This is a genomic window from Photorhabdus thracensis, assembly GCF_001010285.1.
Taxonomy (GTDB): Bacteria; Pseudomonadota; Gammaproteobacteria; order Enterobacterales; family Enterobacteriaceae; genus Photorhabdus; species Photorhabdus temperata.
In genome coordinates, this window is record NZ_CP011104.1 from 492,161 (window position 1) to 508,873 (window position 16,713).

20 protein-coding genes and 2 pseudogenes are annotated in these 16,713 nt (G+C 42.4%); 20 read left to right on the forward strand and 2 right to left on the reverse strand.

Annotated features, from left to right (window positions below):
- Window positions 1-21: 21 nt before the first annotated feature.
- The 3 genes from VY86_RS01755 to VY86_RS01765 all read left to right on the forward strand — a co-directional run bounded on the left by VY86_RS01755 (window position 22) and on the right by VY86_RS01765 (window position 997).
- A complete protein-coding gene (locus tag VY86_RS01755; RefSeq protein WP_046976653.1) occupies window positions 22-384 on the forward strand; it encodes a helix-turn-helix domain-containing protein in 363 nt (120 codons plus the stop codon).
- Window positions 385-462: 78 nt separating this feature from the next.
- Window positions 463-786 carry a SymE family type I addiction module toxin gene (locus VY86_RS01760; protein WP_046973704.1) on the forward strand — a complete coding sequence of 108 codons (324 nt, stop codon included), beginning with the start codon at window positions 463-465 and terminating at the stop codon, window positions 784-786.
- A gap of 13 nt (window positions 787-799) precedes the next feature.
- Entirely contained in the window at window positions 800-997 is a 198-nt protein-coding gene (locus tag VY86_RS01765) for a DUF7706 family protein (RefSeq protein WP_046973705.1), read from the forward strand.
- A 54-nt stretch (window positions 998-1,051) separates the two neighbouring features.
- Here the strand turns inward: VY86_RS01765 and VY86_RS01770 are convergent, their stop codons facing one another.
- Window positions 1,052-1,525: an SMI1/KNR4 family protein gene (locus tag VY86_RS01770; protein ID WP_046973706.1), complete on the reverse strand. Its 474-nt coding sequence runs from the start codon at window positions 1,523-1,525 to the stop codon at window positions 1,052-1,054.
- A 417-nt stretch (window positions 1,526-1,942) separates the two neighbouring features.
- Window positions 1,943-2,038: pseudogene (locus VY86_RS26270) on the reverse strand (RHS repeat-associated core domain-containing protein); the annotation flags it as partial.
- A 63-nt stretch (window positions 2,039-2,101) separates the two neighbouring features.
- Between VY86_RS26270 and VY86_RS01780 the strand changes: the two are divergent.
- The 17 genes and pseudogenes from VY86_RS01780 to VY86_RS22460 all read left to right on the forward strand — a co-directional run bounded on the left by VY86_RS01780 (window position 2,102) and on the right by VY86_RS22460 (window position 16,544).
- Window positions 2,102-3,016 (forward strand): PBSX family phage terminase large subunit, encoded by a 915-nt coding sequence (locus VY86_RS01780; protein ID WP_238591660.1) that lies wholly within the window; start codon window positions 2,102-2,104, stop codon window positions 3,014-3,016.
- Window positions 3,016-4,521, forward strand: a complete 1,506-nt coding sequence (locus tag VY86_RS01785) for a DUF1073 domain-containing protein (RefSeq protein WP_046973710.1) — start codon at window positions 3,016-3,018, stop codon at window positions 4,519-4,521. The genes VY86_RS01780 and VY86_RS01785 overlap by 1 nt, the downstream gene beginning before the upstream one ends.
- Window positions 4,522-4,606: 85 nt before the next feature.
- Complete coding sequence (locus VY86_RS01790) at window positions 4,607-5,299, forward strand: phage head morphogenesis protein (protein ID WP_040149365.1); 693 nt, start codon at window positions 4,607-4,609, stop codon at window positions 5,297-5,299.
- Window positions 5,300-5,316: 17 nt separating this feature from the next.
- A complete protein-coding gene (locus tag VY86_RS01795) occupies window positions 5,317-6,642 on the forward strand; it encodes a DUF2213 domain-containing protein (protein ID WP_046973711.1) in 1,326 nt (441 codons plus the stop codon).
- Between the two features lie 2 nt (window positions 6,643-6,644).
- Window positions 6,645-7,121, forward strand: coding sequence for a structural cement protein Gp24 (locus VY86_RS01800; RefSeq protein WP_011147586.1), 477 nt, complete (start codon window positions 6,645-6,647; stop codon window positions 7,119-7,121).
- Window positions 7,121-7,444, forward strand: a pseudogene (locus tag VY86_RS01805) (DUF2184 domain-containing protein); the annotation flags it as partial. The gene VY86_RS01800 and the pseudogene VY86_RS01805, both read left to right, overlap by 1 nt.
- Entirely contained in the window at window positions 7,429-9,111 is a 1,683-nt protein-coding gene (locus VY86_RS25560) for a lytic transglycosylase domain-containing protein (RefSeq protein WP_052760759.1), read from the forward strand. The pseudogene VY86_RS01805 and the gene VY86_RS25560, both read left to right, overlap by 16 nt.
- The gene (locus VY86_RS01815; RefSeq protein WP_046973713.1) at window positions 9,111-9,932 is read left to right on the forward strand and encodes a phage baseplate protein; all 822 of its coding nucleotides are present in this window, start codon (window positions 9,111-9,113) and stop codon (window positions 9,930-9,932) included. The genes VY86_RS25560 and VY86_RS01815 overlap by 1 nt, the downstream gene beginning before the upstream one ends.
- Window positions 9,929-10,234, forward strand: a complete 306-nt coding sequence (locus tag VY86_RS01820; protein WP_046973714.1) for a phage baseplate plug family protein — start codon at window positions 9,929-9,931, stop codon at window positions 10,232-10,234. The genes VY86_RS01815 and VY86_RS01820 overlap by 4 nt, the downstream gene beginning before the upstream one ends.
- A complete protein-coding gene (locus VY86_RS01825) occupies window positions 10,231-11,127 on the forward strand; it encodes a baseplate hub protein (protein ID WP_046973715.1) in 897 nt (298 codons plus the stop codon). Before VY86_RS01820 ends, VY86_RS01825 begins: the two co-directional genes overlap by 4 nt.
- Window positions 11,087-11,686 (forward strand): Gp138 family membrane-puncturing spike protein, encoded by a 600-nt coding sequence (locus VY86_RS01830; protein WP_046973716.1) that lies wholly within the window; start codon window positions 11,087-11,089, stop codon window positions 11,684-11,686. Before VY86_RS01825 ends, VY86_RS01830 begins: the two co-directional genes overlap by 41 nt.
- A 566-nt stretch (window positions 11,687-12,252) precedes the next feature.
- Complete coding sequence (locus tag VY86_RS01835; RefSeq protein ID WP_046973717.1) at window positions 12,253-12,786, forward strand: hypothetical protein; 534 nt, start codon at window positions 12,253-12,255, stop codon at window positions 12,784-12,786.
- 156 nt (window positions 12,787-12,942) lie between these two features.
- Window positions 12,943-13,116, forward strand: a complete 174-nt coding sequence (locus VY86_RS24430; protein WP_011147570.1) for a hypothetical protein — start codon at window positions 12,943-12,945, stop codon at window positions 13,114-13,116.
- Between the two features lie 98 nt (window positions 13,117-13,214).
- Window positions 13,215-13,571 (forward strand): contractile injection system sheath initiator, encoded by a 357-nt coding sequence (locus tag VY86_RS01840; RefSeq protein WP_046973718.1) that lies wholly within the window; start codon window positions 13,215-13,217, stop codon window positions 13,569-13,571.
- Window positions 13,571-14,812, forward strand: coding sequence for a baseplate J/gp47 family protein (locus VY86_RS01845; protein ID WP_046973719.1), 1,242 nt, complete (start codon window positions 13,571-13,573; stop codon window positions 14,810-14,812). Before VY86_RS01840 ends, VY86_RS01845 begins: the two co-directional genes overlap by 1 nt.
- Window positions 14,813-15,418 (forward strand): DUF2612 domain-containing protein, encoded by a 606-nt coding sequence (locus VY86_RS01850; RefSeq protein ID WP_046973720.1) that lies wholly within the window; start codon window positions 14,813-14,815, stop codon window positions 15,416-15,418.
- On the forward strand, window positions 15,405-16,544 hold the full coding sequence (locus tag VY86_RS22460; protein ID WP_052760760.1) for a phage tail protein: 1,140 nt from the start codon (window positions 15,405-15,407) through the stop codon (window positions 16,542-16,544). Before VY86_RS01850 ends, VY86_RS22460 begins: the two co-directional genes overlap by 14 nt.
- Window positions 16,545-16,713: the final 169 nt, after the last annotated feature.

The window sequence follows — 16,713 nt, forward strand, 5'->3', positions numbered from 1 at the left end:
TCGGTTTACTGGTGCTTATCTATGCCCTTATCTGAACGACTCATTGCTTTACGTAAGCAACGTAGCTTATCTCAGCAGGCGATGGCTGATGCTATTGGGATTCATGCTAATAGCTGGAAGAAGTACGAGACAGGGCAGGCTCAGCCTTCCCTCGATGTATTGAAGAAGATCGCGACTTCGCTGAATGTCAGCACGGACTTTTTGTTATTTGATGAACATGAACGTGTGCCAGTTGATGAACTGTCCTTGCAGTTTGAAGCCATCAGCCAGCTTCCTGATGATGAACAGAGTATTGTTCGTGAAGTGCTGGAGAGTTTAATTATCAAGTATCAGTCCCGACGTTGGGATTCAGCCAGACAGGCAGCGAAGAAGAAAGAAGAGTAACGAATAAAGCTAACGCGGATTGCCAGTGCGCCAACACTGACAACCCGCTCACCACAGCAACTAATAGGAGTAGTCACTATGGCTAAGGCGCATTCTAAAGCAGAAGCGGCAGTAAATAAAGCTGTGAAAACAGAACGTTATTACACGGTGGGCTATGTGCCGAACGGGAATAAGGTCAACAACGCCACACCGGCGATACATTTGAAGGGGCTGTGGCTGAGACAGGCGGGGTTTAATACTGGCGGCCAGATTACGGTGAAGGTGATGGATGGCTGTCTGGTTCTGATTCCTGACAGTGAAGCCACACAACACTATCAGCAGCAATACCAGCGGCAGCAAAGCCAACTTAATGAGATTAAGCTGCGGATGCGGGAGATGCTGGCTGAATACAACGCGGGCTAAGGGAGAGGATAAAATGAAAGTGGTGATTGAGCATTTGCAGGACATTCAGTTAACCCACATTGAAGCGCTGGCCTTGGCCCAACTGGTTAAACGACTGAACTGGGCGGAGATACGCGCCTGTGCCGTGAATGACGAGGAAGCGTATCAGATTAAGGATGCGATCTCTAAGCTCCAGTCCGCTCTGGCTTACCGTGGGTATTCACCAAGGTAGATCATAAGAAGACCGGAAGATATCGAAGGATCTTCCGGTTTTGATTCGAAATCATTATTGAGTTAAAACATCTAAATCAAAATGTTCTGGTTGGAAACCTCTGTTAACAACAAATTCAAAAAAATCCTCTTTTATTGATTCAATGCTTCCATCCCCTGATGAATCAAAAAAATATACTTCATTTTTATATTGAGTCTTCTCTTTTAAAAAACCGTAATAACCACCAGTTTCATCATCACTAAAAGCAATGAAACCTTGTGGCATTGAGACCATTTCATATTCTTTATTCTTAACAGGTAAATACCACTCACTATTAGGATTAAGAGAGTAAATATTCACGAATGCAAAATACCCGGCATTATAATTATTTGAAAAATAAATATATTCATCTGGTAAAGTTCCTCCTACAAGCAACTCTACTTGTTCTATATCCTCCTTACTTGCCAAATATTCATCTCCTGATAAAAACCAATTTGGTTTGATGCTTTTTACATAATTAACAACTCGTGAGAATTCATGTGTATTCATGTTAGTACCAAAATATTAATCGTAAATTAGATGAGGATATATTTGCTCTGCACCTTGTTCTCTTGCTCTATACCACCAATGTAATTTCCTATCCGCATCTCGCATGGCCGGTGTGACACCCTGATTAAATTTATTTGGATGTAATGCAGTATTGCCTCTATGAACGTTTGGTAAAACTTCATGGATGGCAGAGCCTGGCATTTGATGAGCATGATGTAGATCTGGCGAGCCTAAACCTTTAGGTGTTCTTCCATGCAATCCATTAAATATGTCTTGTTTACTCCAGTCTCCAGATATTCTGACGGGCTTATCATTCACTCCATAACCAAAACCCGTTTTTGTATTAGGTTTACTGAAATTAGATGATTCTCTGGCGGCTTTACTTGCTGCGATATTGTCCAGAACACGTTGTTTGATTACTGGGCATGTTGCCAGCCCCAGAGGATCAACCCATCCGGTGGGATTATGGACATACGAATACGGGTTCGGACCCCCATTTAGCCCGAGCGGGTCAAAAACAACGAGATTGAAGGTCAGAACGGCACTCGTTTCACGTTTAAAGGTCTTCGCAACAATATTCAAAGCATCAAGTCGATGCATGGCATTAAGATCTGCTGGGTTGAAGAGGCTCAGACCGTTTCGCAAGATAGTTGGGATATTCTTGGGCCAACTGTACGTGCTAATAAATCCGAAGTCTGGGTTTCTTTCAACCCTCGCGAGGAAGAGGACCCGACATACAAACTGATGACCCGGCATCAGGAAGATCCCCCTGACGGCGGCGTTATTATTCGAAAAGTTAACTATTGTGATAACGCCTTTTTCCCTGACGTACTCCGGCAGGAAATGGAATATTGCAAACGCATCGATTATGAAGCGTATGAGCGTATTTGGCTTGGATTACCAAAAGCACTCAGTGAAGCGGTTATTTTCTCTGGAAAATACCGGGTTGAAGCATTTTCTGATGAGCTATGGCTAGAAGCCGACCGGCTTTTCTATGGAGCTGACTTTGGTTTCGCTAATGACCCGTCCACACTGGTTCGCTGCTTCATTATTGGTACCAAACTATATATCGAATATGAAGCCTATGGGGTAGGCGTTGAATTAGATGAAATGCCCCAGTTCTATGATTCGGTGCCGCTTTCTCGTAAATGGCCCATTCATGGGGACAGTAGCCGACCGGAAACTATCAGTTACTTATCACGCCAGGGGTTCGTTATCGATGGTGCCACAAAATGGCCGGGGAGCGTTGAGGATGGGATCACTTACCTAAAAGGGTTTGGAGAAATCATTATTCATGAACGCTGTAAGCACATGATTGATGAGGCAAGACTCTATTCATACAAGACTGACCGACTGACCGGTGAAGTCCTGCCGGTGGTGCTCGACAAACATAACCATTTATGGGATGCGGTACGTTATTCGCTGGATGGTTATATCACAGGCAAAAACAACCCACTTCGTATATCTAAAAATCTGTTGGGGCGAATTTAATGTTTTTCAGATTCAGACATAAAAAGAAAGCGGAGGCTTTGCCAGTTGAACAGGATATTGATCAAGCATCACCTCAGCCAATGAACATACATCCGGATACTGTCGGATCGATAACAGAGAGAAAAGTAGCTCGGCCTGTTGAACCATACAGGCCCCCTCCCGGTGTTGTTCCTACTGAACAGTTATCCGCATTAATGGCAATGGATTCTACACCTTATGAATATATGACGGGTACAGGTGGTATATCGGGAGATGTGGGTTTCCCCGGTTATCCTTATCTGGCCCAACTGTCACAATTACCCGAATATCGGAAAATGGTCGGCACTATTGCAGGGGAGATGACTCGTAAGTGGATAAAGCTAACGTCAGTGGGGGATAATGACAAATCAGATAAAATCAAAGCGCTTAATGAGGCTATTGAAAAATTCCACGTTCGTGAACGGTTAAAAAAAGCCATTGAACATGATGGTTTTTTTGGGCGAGGTCAGATTTACATTGATGTTCGCACGTCAAGAGGCGTGCTTGCTGCAACCGATCCGGTTGAACTTGAGTCTAGATTATTTCTGTCACCCAAAAAAATCACAAAGGGGAGTCTTATTGGATTTAACGTCATTGAGCCAATATGGACATATCCGGGGATTTATAACGCTAGCAACCCGTTGAGCAATGATTTCTATAAGCCGTCAAGTTGGTATGTGATGGCAAAAACTGTACATGACAGTCGTTTGATTACATTTATCACCCGGCCATTAACCGATATGTTTAAACCTGCGTATAATTTCGGCGGCTTATCACTGACTCAGATTGCAGAGTCTTATGTACAAAACTGGTATAGGACACGTGATAGCGTATCTGATTTGATCCATTCATTCTCTGTGTCTGGATTTAAAACCAATCTTCAATCGACGTTGCAAGGACAGACGAAGAATCCCGATCAGTTAATTTATCGTGCAGAATTGTTTAACAAGATGCGTGATAACCGAGGGGTAATGATGCTGGATAACGAAGAGGAGTTTTTCCAGTTCAATACACCGCTAAGTGGCCTTGATTCACTGCAAGCCCAGTCTCAGGAACATATGAGTTCAGTCAGTAGCATACCGTTAGTGATTTTTACAGGTATCACACCAAGCGGGCTAAATGCGTCATCTGATGGGGAAATCCGTGTTTTCTATGACTTCATTGCTACCTTGCAAATGTTAGTGAAAGATGGATTGGCACGAATGATTGATATTATTCAATTATCCGAATTTGGCGAAATTGATCCTGATATTAGCTTTACATTCGAGCCGCTGTATCAAATGAATGATGAACAAAAAGCCAGTATACGTAAGACCGATGCAGATACTGATTCAGTATTAATTGCTGCAAATGTGATTAGCACAGATGAAGCTCGCGAACGTCTAGCCAACGATGAAAACAGCCCATATCACTCTCTGGAAATCAATGATGAAATCGACAAAGAAGACGACATCGAAGAAGAGGGCAACACGGAAAACATCATCTGATCCCCTTCAAACACTCCGACAAATTAAACCTAATGCCGGTGTTCGGGTGTGGTACAGCAAGCAGTTATATAAGCTGGTGGATGAGATGAATAACTCGGTGATTTACTGGGTATCCGCCAACTATAAGAACAGCGGTGCAGCAATGGCAATGGATGTTAGCCCGGAGATGTTGATGCGTTCAGCAATGCGAAAATTAACCCGGCGTTGGTTAAAGCAGTTTGATGCTTTAGCTGACAAGCTGGCGAAAAAATTCGCGGCTTTATCAATGGACAACATGGATGCCTCGTTAAATCATGCGTTAGATGCGGCACATATTTCGATACCGTTCACGATGACGACAGAAATGAATAACGCGCTACAGACGGTCATTGGTGAGAATGTTGGGTTGATTAAAAGTATTCCACGGCAATATTTATCCCAAGTTGAAACGCTAGTGATGCAATCAGTAGCAAGGGGGCGTGATCTTGGAACGTTGACAAAAGCCTTGCAAGAGCGTTACGACATTACTAAGCGCCGAGCAGTCCTGATTGCTCGTGACCAGAACAACAAAGCGACTTTTGTTATGCAATCTGCCCGGCAGCGTTCAATGGGTTTTAAAACGGGTATCTGGCGGCACAGTCATGCAGCAAAAAAATTTCGTCAATCACACTTGAAAGCGGATGGTAAAGAGTTCGATTTATCAAAAGGGCTTTATATTGACGGAAAATGGATCATGCCTGGTGAAGAAATCAATTGCGGGTGTGGTTGGCAGGTCGTCATTCCTAAACTAACCAATTAATTAATCCGAGAAATATTATGAATCACGGTCTGGCGTTAGATCGGGCTTCTGTACGCTCATACGACAGAGATGGGCGTTTGCATGTTACTGAAAGTCCTATCTCTAAGGCGACGGTATCATCGTATTACGGAAGAGAAATCCCGAACTGGCAAGGGTTAAGGCTTGATCCTAATCGTATCTACAAACTGTTGCGTGCCCCTGATGAATTAGAGAAAGGGGTTGCAACTTTCAATAACCTGCCGTTATTGAAAAAACACATTCCCGTCACGGCGGCCAAACCTTCAACAGAATTGATTGTCGGTACAACGGGATCAGATTCCATGTTCGATGGTACATACCTGAAAAACAGCCTGGCAATTTGGGATGCTGAATCCATAGCGGGTATTGAATCGGATGAACAAAAAGAATTGTCAGCGGCGTATCACTACGTCGCTGATATGACCCCCGGCATGTATGACGGCATTCATCATGATGGCGTTATGCGCGATATCGTCGGGAACCATGTCGCTCTTGTTGAAGAAGGGCGAGTCGGTGCAGATGTTGTTGTCTGCGATTCCCTCCCTCTGGAGTTAAAACACATGAAGTTAAATAAAAAAATGGTGGCTGTCGCTGTACGTGCGGCGCTGGGGGCATACTTGCAGCCGAAATTAGCACAAGATGCTGCACCAAAAGAAATTGCCTCATTACTGAAAGCGGGTGGTAGCGCGAAAAGTATAGCGGAAGCGGCGAAAAACAAATTCGGTACCCTTCTGGCTCAGGATATGGAAATCGACTCAGCGGAGCTTGCCTCAATCATTGAAGCTGTTGCTGATGATGCGGAGACACAGGAGCCTGCGGAGTTACCCGCGCAGGACGATGATATCTGTGCACAAGTACTTGAACTGCTTGCGGGTAAATTGCCAGAGGAAGACTTGGAAAAAATCCGGGCGTTAATTTCAGGCACTCCCGCGCAAGACGATGATCCCGATAATAAACCAGAACCAAAGGAAGAGGATAGCGTCAGTAAGCCCGCAATGGATGCTGCTATTCGTGCAGCTACTCGAAAGGCAGAAAAAGACACAGTGAATCGCATTAATGCTATTCGCATTGCTGAGGCTGAGGTTAAACCCCTCATCGGTGATGTAGTAGCAATGGATTCTGCTGACGAAATTTACAAGGTTGCGCTTGATGAGGTGGGTGTTGATACAACCGGCGTTCATCCGTCCGCTTATCGCTCTTTAGTGAAAATGCAGATCGGCATAGCAGAATCAGCAAAACTTAAAGCCCGCCTAGCAATGGATTCTGCTGTTATAGATTCTTTTGAAAAACGTTTTCCCACCGCATCTAAATTAGTGAGGATTTAACTATGGGTTTTCCGAACAAAATTAATCACTATCCAGCCCCCGGCATTGAGGGAGCATTTGCCAGTACTAACCCTAGCGCCACTTTGTTAGCAAGGGACGGCACGCTGATTGCGGGTAACGATGGAGTAACTGTTGGGCGTTTTGCCTGGGTGATTGATGGTGTTGTTTCGAACAAGGGGGCGGGTGCCCCGTCTGGTTTTGTGGGGCGTGACGGACAAGCGTCTATCACTCTTTGGTTGGGAGAAGCATCCATGCTGATCCAACCCGGACGTGAAGTCACTTTATTTACTGCGGGTGATTTTACGGTACGAACAAGCACTCCCGCAAAAGTTGGGGATAAGATTTACGCATCCTTAAAAACGGGTGAGGTGCAGGCCGCCGCAGCGGGAAAAACTATCACTGATTTTATCGAAACTAAATTCGTTGCCGGTACTGCTGCTGGTGAGAGTGAATTAGTCAAAATGGGGACCTGGAGCTAATGAAACGACACACAGATTTTCAATATATTGAAGGGGAATACGGCATTGTAGTACCACAGGCCGTCGATTACTTAAATCCCCAATATGCTCGTAACTATACGTTAGCTATGGATGCACAGCCAGCTATGGTGACTGTGAGTAATGCCGGTGTTCCTGCGTATCTGACTAACTATCTCGATCCTGAGCTGGTTCGTGTGTTGGTCACGCCGATGAGAGCGGTTGAAATTATCGGTGAAAATAAAAAAGGTGACTGGACAACGCTGACAACCCAGTTCCCGGTTGAAGAATCAACGGGTAAAGTGAGATTGTGGGGGCATTTTCACGCATTAATGATGCTAAAGCCCGACTAAAATCAGGTGTTGCGCTTGATCCGGCTCTTGAGACGCTGTTAAAAACGGCATCACAAGCGGGTGTCGATATTGATATTGCCTCAGAAAGCACCGAATCTATCATGCGTAAGCTGAGCGGTGTTTTTCCCAGACTTAATAAAGATCAACAGCAAGCTTACGGTGGTGAACTTGGGGTCGGGTACGCCGCGCAACAGTGGTTCTCATCCGGTCACGTACTCAAAGATGTGGATAAATTTACAGCCAATTCGGGTGTGGATGATAAATCTGTTGCCGCCGCGCGTCGTTTTCGTGAACAGTGGACAGAGATAAGCCAGAGTTTTGAGAAAACAGGCTACATTCTGTTTAATGCCCTTTTACCATATATCAATGATTTCAATATCTGGCTAAAAAATTTAGCCGATTGGATGAATAAGCACCCAGAAGAGATTAAAAAAGCGGTCAGTGGTTTTCTCGATAAGATGAGTTTTATTATTTCAGTCGCTAATCAGGCCGCAGATGCGGTAGGCGGTTGGGGTAATGTCATTATTGGTCTAATTGGCTTGAAATTTGCTGGGTGGCTGTGGGGAATATTTCGTGCGATTTCGTCCATGCTGAAAATGGGGAAAGGCGGCGGGTTACCGGGAAAAGGGATTGCCGGGAAAGCCGGAATATATGGCGCTATCACATATGCGTTATATGATCCTGTGGAGTCAGTTGCGACTTCGATTGTTGGGGAAGAGACAAAAAATACACTTGATTCATATGGATTGTATCTGGCAAGCGACTGGACACCCTTTTTTAGTAAAAAAGAGTATGAAGCCTATCAGGCAAAACTGGATGGTAAAACCTCTAAGCCAGATACGACCGTAGTCAAAGAGGTCAAAAAGGAAGAAAAGCGCAGCGAAAATGACCGTATCATTCGGGCCGAGGATGAACGACAACAGCGGCTAGAATACAGCAATAATTGGTTAAAAGCCGCGTTAGATAAGCTGACCGATTCAATTAATAAACTGATTGATTCGCTCGTTCCTCAAGTCGCAGCCGCTGAAATGTCACCGAACACTACCGGCATGAAATTACTGGGTTGGCTATCACCAAAATTAGCACAACTTGAGCAGCAGTTCGGGTTACCGGAGGGTTTGTTACGTAGTGTTGCCATGACGGAATCGGGAGGCAATCAGTATGCTGTGTCTAAAGCAGGTGCCAAGGGCTTATTCCAGTTTATGCTAGGTACAGCCAAACATTTTGGGTTAATGGATGATGATGTTTTTGATCCGGTAAAATCTTCGGAAGCCGCGGCAAAATATTTATCTCAGCTAATGAGAATGTTTGACGGAGATTTGAGTAAAGCACTGGCGGCTTATAACTGGGGACAGGGAAATGTTATACGGAAAGGATTGGGCGCTGCGCCAAAAGAAACCCGCGATTATATCCCAAAGGTATTGGCGAATATGCCACAACTGGGGGCTCATGTGGCCGCTCAGCGTTATTCGAATACGGTAAATAACAACCGTACCTCCTCTGTTTCTGAGAGTTATCACATCGGAACTATTCAAATCAGCTCTAACGCTAACAACGTAAAAGGCGTGGTTAACGATGCCCGGCAGAAAATAGGTGGATCAACGCTGGCAACAAGCTATTCAACGGGGGTAACTGGATAATGGCATTCTCTCTCAATCAAACAACGGTACTTAGTGCGTTCCGTAGTGGCAACCTGCTATCTGGTGTTAACAGTATGATATCTCCTGGATATGGTATTTATTATGCATCCGGGCAGAGAGTTGGTGATAAGCCGTTTACGCCCACATCATTCATTGTAGTAGAAGTCACACGAGAGGCATCAATCACGACTGCGCCGATAGAGAAAGGCGGCTATACATCATACAACAAAGTGCAGCGGCCCGGTGAAGTCCATGTGACATTCTCGTTTGAGGGATGGACCGGTTTTTCTGGTTCCGTGCCTAACTTAACAAACCTCACCCTGACGTCCCGTTCTGATATTCTTGAAGCGTTAGATAAGATGGTATCCAGTGCTGAAATTTACGACATTGAAACACCTGATACTACGTACACAAGTTATGATTTGATTAAGTACGATTTTCGAATAAGGCAGGATAACGGTGTTACCTTACTGATTGTGACCGCAGTTTTCCAGGCGGTACAAGACATTGCCGAAGTGAAAATGAGCAGCAATGTTGCTAACAAGTCGAATACAACAAAGAATGAGACAGCAAAAGGCCAAAGTAAAAATACCGAACAATCAACAGGTTCAACAAAACATGCCACACTATCCGATGTCAAAAAGGCTCTGACCGGATTGAAAAAATCCGTTTCCAGTGCTGCAACGCAAGTTGCTGATAAAGTTTCATCTGGTTTCAAGCGTGCAACAGAGACGATTACCGGTCCATTAAATGATTCTGTATTGAGTGCCACCAACCATCTTAATGATGCAGTAGAAGAATTATCGAGGAAATTAACGTGATTGAAATAGCGATCAGGGCGGCTAAGGCTCAGGAGTTCACTGTGACCTTGAATGAGCAGTCATGCATGATACGCCTCAATCAACGTGGCACAGGTTTATATATGGATTTAACCGTCAATGATAAACCTGTGCTACAGGGAGTTGTGTGCCTCAACTGCAATAAAATTGTCCGTTACAGTTATTTACGGTTCCAGGGTGAATTGTTTTTTGCTGATCTGGATGGTTTATCTGATCCCCATTGGGAGGAGCTAGGGCAACGCTACAAATTATATTACCTTTTTCCAAGAGAGGTGACTCAGTGACGTACAAACAACACAATATCACAGTTGAATTTCAGCTAGTTGACGGCAAGACATTTGATGATAGCGGTAACAATATACTGACTATCGAAAACGCACGCGCTTATGTCAACATGGCGGCGTGGGGTGGCATATCAGGGACACAAATAACATTACAAATCTGGGGTTTAACAACCAGCCAAATGGCAACGTTGAGTTATCGCGGGATCTGGATTGGTAGTGCGAAATTCAACTTAATGCGTGTATGGGCGGATGGTAATGCTATATTTGAGGGTTTTATCAGTAATGCTTATGCAGATTTTAATCAGTTACCCGATACTCCCCTGACGATAACAGCCAGTGTGATGTTTGGCCTAAGAGCAAAGGAAGTTGAACCGTTCACTGCATCGGGAGATGTGGATATTGTCGATATTATTACTGCAATGGCTAAAAAAGCGGATCTAACGGTTGAAAATTATGGCGCCACAGGTGTTATCTCAAATCCTCATTATACAGGAAACGTTGTTAATCAAATCCAACAGGCGGCAAGTGCGCTAGATATAGACACTGACTTTGGGATTGATAAAGTGACCATTTGGCCTCATGGTCAACCGAAAGTTGAAAAACCGCTACTTACGTCTCCAGAATATGGGCTAATTGGCTATCCCATATTTACTGGCGTGGGAATAACAGCAACTACCCTTTTCAGTAATGAAATTATTTTAGGTCGTAAGGCAAAAATAGAAACCTCTTTGCCGAACGTTAGCGGCACTTATCTGATAACAGGGGCGGAACACTACCTTACCTCCTGGCTTGATGGTGGTCAGTGGCATACATCTTTTAGTGGCACTCCAGTGAAAACAGAGGATAAAAACAATGACAAAGCTGACAACAAAACCAACGGACATAAACACTGAAGCGAATGCTTTTGATTTTGTCATGAGGCAGTTTCTTAGTCAGCATGTTTTTATCACTTTGGGCCTTGTTATTAAATCGAGCGGGAAAACCGTAGATGTAAAGCCGATGGTACATAATATGACGGGAGCAGGGAGAAAAATCGAGAATGGAATAATCTATAATGTTCCAGTATTTCGTCTTCAGCGTGGTAACAGTGCTGTCATTATGAATCCTGTGGTTGGTGATATTGGTTTAATTGCCATTTGTGATCGTGATATTAGCAGCATCAGAGCAACAAAAGCACCGGCATTACCGGGTTCAAAAAGAACGCACAATTATTCAGACGCAATTTATCTGGGGGGAGTTTTAAACGCAGAACCACAACAATATGTTGAATTCGTAGATAATCAGATAAATATTGTTTCACCGAATAAAATTAACGTAGTCGCTCCGACAACGGAAATGACTTCATCAAATTCAATCACAATGAACTCACCATCTATTATATTAAATGGTGCGGTTATTCAAGGTGGTGGCGGTAACGGTGGAAATGCAACATTCGATGGAACCGTAAGATAGTTAAAGCTGTAAATAAGGATGATAAATATGTAGAAATGAAGAAACTAAGAAATCTTTGTGAAGCCCAGGTAAATTTTTTATTTTTCTCGGTCATTGTTTTAACTGGTAACAGTATTAGTTGAACTGTGAAACTGGAAAAGGTTACGAGTATGTGCGACTTGGAAAAGAGCTTCTTTTGACTGATATAGAGATAGAAGCAATGGTTCTGTACTATAAAGTCAATCACATTGAAGTCAACATTATTTATTTTAGCTGAAGTTTAGAGAATAAAATATAGAGAACGGTAAGTTATAAACCTTAGTCACGCTGGTGGATATAGCCATCCTTGGTTTGGGGTTAATTGTTAACTCACTTGTCATTGTTAAATAACATTTCATAATTTTGCTACACATGGCCTTCTTCAACCCATTGTTATATATAGAATTATGAGTAGTATAAGATGTAGCGCTATTTTGGAATCTTATTTAAATAGTGCACGTTTTAATGGCAAGAAAAGTTAAATAGCATATGAAATAATCACAAAAAGCTGTAAGATATATCAACCAATTAAAAATGAGAGATAAAGAATGTTTAATCTTGAGCAGATCGGGCATGTGGTAAGAAATAGCATGCAGATTATTGTTGATGAGCTTAAGCTTAACCTTGCTGTAGGGGATATCTCTGATGATGATTACAGAATCCTTTCTCGCGGATACGGCGAAATAAACTGGGATGAATGTTTGTCTAGGGTAGGAAACAGAGAAGATAAATTTGAATTTTGCTTAAAGCTGGTAGAATGTGGAAATGTGCAAGGACCTCCTTCTGGGCTAGCTTTATGTACATATTCCATTGATGAGGAAAGTTTTGAAATTCATATGATAGAGAACTTCTATCGTGATGACGCAAAACACCCTTTAAATGGGAAAATGTTTCAACTTACTCTGATGGCTGCTTACATGTTTTGTAAATCTGCACAGGGTAAATATATCCGTATCATTGAGCCTGTTGAAGAAGTAATCTCCTATTACTCATCTTATGGATTTAACATGATGAAGTGTGGTTACATTATGGAGGCTGATATTGATACGTTTGAAACAATATTCAAGACAATCAAAGATTGATAAAAAAAAGACTAGACACTAGAGTTTATAGTGATAGCATACGAAAACTAACGAATATTAGTTTGTTTTTTGTGCAAGAGAAAACTTTGTTAATGTGAACACCCCTTATGGGCTCAGGCTCAAAGCTATTGGAGAGAAAATCTCTTAGGAGTCATTATGTCAAAGCAGAAAGCAGCCATTAAAGATATCAAAAAATTTGATACGCAGCAGGTGTATACTGCTGTGGGTGGAGCTATTGACTTGTTGATAAAAGCTGCCCCAAAAATGTTTGAGCATAAGCCAAAAGTTGAGCTTCAAGGAAAGCGTAAGAATCATCGTCAAGCTGCTTAAAATTTTTTGAGTAGTCGTCAATAAACCCGCCTACAGTGCGGGTTTTTTCATATCTACACCGCTTAATTGCGGTTTTTTTATTTCCATAGGAATCGAAAATGCAAACTCGTTCATTTCTTCTTGATACCGAGTCATGGGATTTAACGTTAGATGATTCTGGAAATATCGCCATTACTGATAATCCCTATTCTGTAGCGCAGGATGTCGCTTGTGCCTGTAGTACATATCTGGGTGAGTGCTGGTATGACACAGCATTGGGTATTCCTTATTACCAGCGAATTTTGGGATATTGGCCGGGAACTCAGCTAATCAACAGCAAAATGCAACAAGAAGCAATGAAGTTACCTTATGTTCAGTCTGCCACTTGTAAAGTTATAAATGGAAAGGAGAGAACTATTGCGGGCATGATGACAATAACGGACATGAACAATCAATCAACGGTGGTAAATTTCTGATGACTAACTCTGTAGTACTGACAACAAGTGTTCCAGGTGTAACCTTTACAAAGACGGGTCTAACTGTGCCCGACGAGGTTGATATTTTAAATGGGCGGCTAAATGATTTGGCTACAGCAATGGGTGGTGCAATGAGTACGAGCTTAACAACACCGCAAGGTCAAATAGCCATGAGTGATGCGGCTATCATTGCTGACAAGAACGATCAGTTACTTGCTATCGTCAATCAAATTAATCCGGATTATGCAACCGGACGTTTTCAAGATGCTATCGGACGAATTTATTTTTTAGATCGAATTCCAGCATCGGGAACAACGGTAACAGCAACATGCACTGGGTTAGTTAATACAGTTATTCCAATTGGTAGTATTGCTCAAGATAAAAAAGGGTATCTTTATCATTCACTAACAGAGGTTAAGATCCCGGGCAGCGGCTCTGTTGATGTTGTTTTCCAAAACTCAACATCAGGGCCGTTAGCATGCCAAATTGATGACTTGAACACGATTTATATCTCGGTGCCCGGTTGGTCAGGTATCAGTAATGCGAGTGCTGGCGTACCTGGCATAGATGAGGAAACCCGCGCTAATTTTGAGTATCGTCGTAAACAATCTGTTGCTAAAAATGCGACAAACTCATTACATGCCATTTATGCCGCAGTATTAGAAGTAAATGGCGTGGCAGACGCATACGTTATTTCAAATGATACATCGGTAGTAAAAACGGTCGGGGTATCAAAATACAGAATGGTGCCAAACTCTATTTATAGTGCTGTGTATGGGGGAAAGACTGAGGATGTCGCTAGAGTAATCTGGAAGAAAAAGCCTCCAGGTATTCCTACGAACGGAAATACAACTCACACAATTGTGGATGATGAAAACTATGTTCAGCCTTATCCCGAATATGAAATTAACTATGTGATACCAGCACCCATTCGTGTCTATGTTGACGTCTCACTTGCTAATAGCGATTACCTTCCTGCTGATATTGAAACACAGGTTAAGTCAGCTATAGCGCAAGCATTTAACGGAGAAGACGGTGGAACCCGAGCAAGAATAGCATCTACATTATTTGCTGGTAGATATTATTCAGGCGTTTATAACATAGATACATCGAGTGTTGATATTTACAATATTACGCTTAGCCGTGACGGTATTACTTATTCAACATCAATTAGTTTTGGTATTGATGAAATCCCAACGCTTGACGTTGATAATATATCTGTGAAATTAGTAGGTTCATAAATGGAAAATGTGGGAGCAACTATTCTTGCTCAGTATGCCGCTAGTCCAAAACTCAACTCACTTATTCGAAGTTTCAATGCCGCTGTTTCCTCTGTTGAATTTATTAATACATTTTACGATCTGATTTGGAATATTGACACAGCAAATACTTACGGGCTGGATGTGTGGGGAAAAATAGTGAATGTCAGCAGGCGGCTGACTGTTAATGAAAATGTAAAATATATAGGTTTTGGTGAAGCTTTACTGAATGTTCCGACAACGATAGATCCAAATCCATTTGACCAAGCACCATTTTATTCCGGGGAGTCAAAAACAAAAACTATTGAGCTATCAGATCTGATGTACCGAAAGCTAATTATGATGAAAGCCATGTCAAATATATCTGACTGCACTATACCAAACATCAACAGAATGCTTGTTTATATGTTTAGCGATAGCGGACGTGCATATATCACTGATGATGGAAATATGAAGATGAGTTATGTATTTGAATTTCAGCTATCAACAGCAGAATTAGCAATTGTTCAAACATCGAGAGCACTGCCTTACCCGGTTGGTGTCAGTGTCGCAATCGTTCAAAGGATACCAACAAATGAAATCAACTGAAAAACCTAATCTTATTGCTGTTCCGTTTGCGAGCGCCGGAGACTATAACGAGATTGCAACAAAATCAACTGAAAGCAGCTTGGCAAAAGGAGTAGCTACGTATCCGAGCGGTTTCCCCCCGTTAACGATGACAGCAATATCTGCTGGTGGAATTCCTCCATCTGGCAAGGATATGAACGGGATATTGAATGATATTACTACCGCAATACGTTATTCAATGTCTGGTGGCTTGTATTCGTATAATGCTGACTTTAGTGCTGCCATTGATGGTTATCCTAAAGGGGCCATTGTTGCCAGTTCTGATGGAAGTAAAATTTGGTGGAATGAGGTAGAAGATAACAATACAGATCCGGATAGTACATCAGTTTCCGGTTGGAAAAATCTACTAGCAGATCCTAATGGGTTATTTCTACAGAAAGCGAATAACTTATCTGATATTAATAACAAAGCGACAGCACGTAATAATTTAGGACTGGGAGAGATTGCAACTCAAGATTTGATTCCTGACGCCACACTTATAGAAAAAGGCATCACCCAACTTACAGACAAGACAGGTAACAGTAATACCCTTGCAGCAACTCAGAAACTTGTTTCTGATGTGAATGATAATGCCAATAATAAGCTCGCTAAAAATCAAAATGGAGCAGACATCTTCAATAAAACTGAATTTGTAAAAAATATCGGTTTATCGGAAATGGTGGAGTTGGCTAAAAGGGCGGTGCCGAATAGCCGGAAAATTAACGGGAAGCCGTTGATCGGGGATATTAGTCTGAATGCTGGGGATGTGGGAAGTTATGCTAAATCTGAGAGCGATAATACTTTCTTACGCATTTCTAGCAATAAAACCGCAACCGTTGGCAGTTTACTGATTGACAGTAAAACTCCTTTTCCTAAATTGCGTTTCAAATCGAAAGATGGATATATATTGGGAATTAACGGCTCTGAAGGGAAATTGTTGCATATCTATTCTGACGATCCCAAGAATCAGCGGCGTTACAATATATTAACGCCTGAGAGAAGTGGTACTCTTGCATTACAAAATACAGCTATAAAATCCGAAAATGGTTGGTGGCAATGTGGAGATACGGGGGTAATTATTCAATGGGTTAAAGTCCCATCAGCTTAACAATCATGGATAAAGGTAAATTATCCAATTTCTTTTAAAAATAAGCTTTTTGGCTATATTGCAAGTATGTCGAGTATCAATACATCAACTGGCCACACATTAGTACGTAATGCAACACTATCGACATTTGAATATCAAGCAGGTACTCCCAACAATGATGAGAATCCAG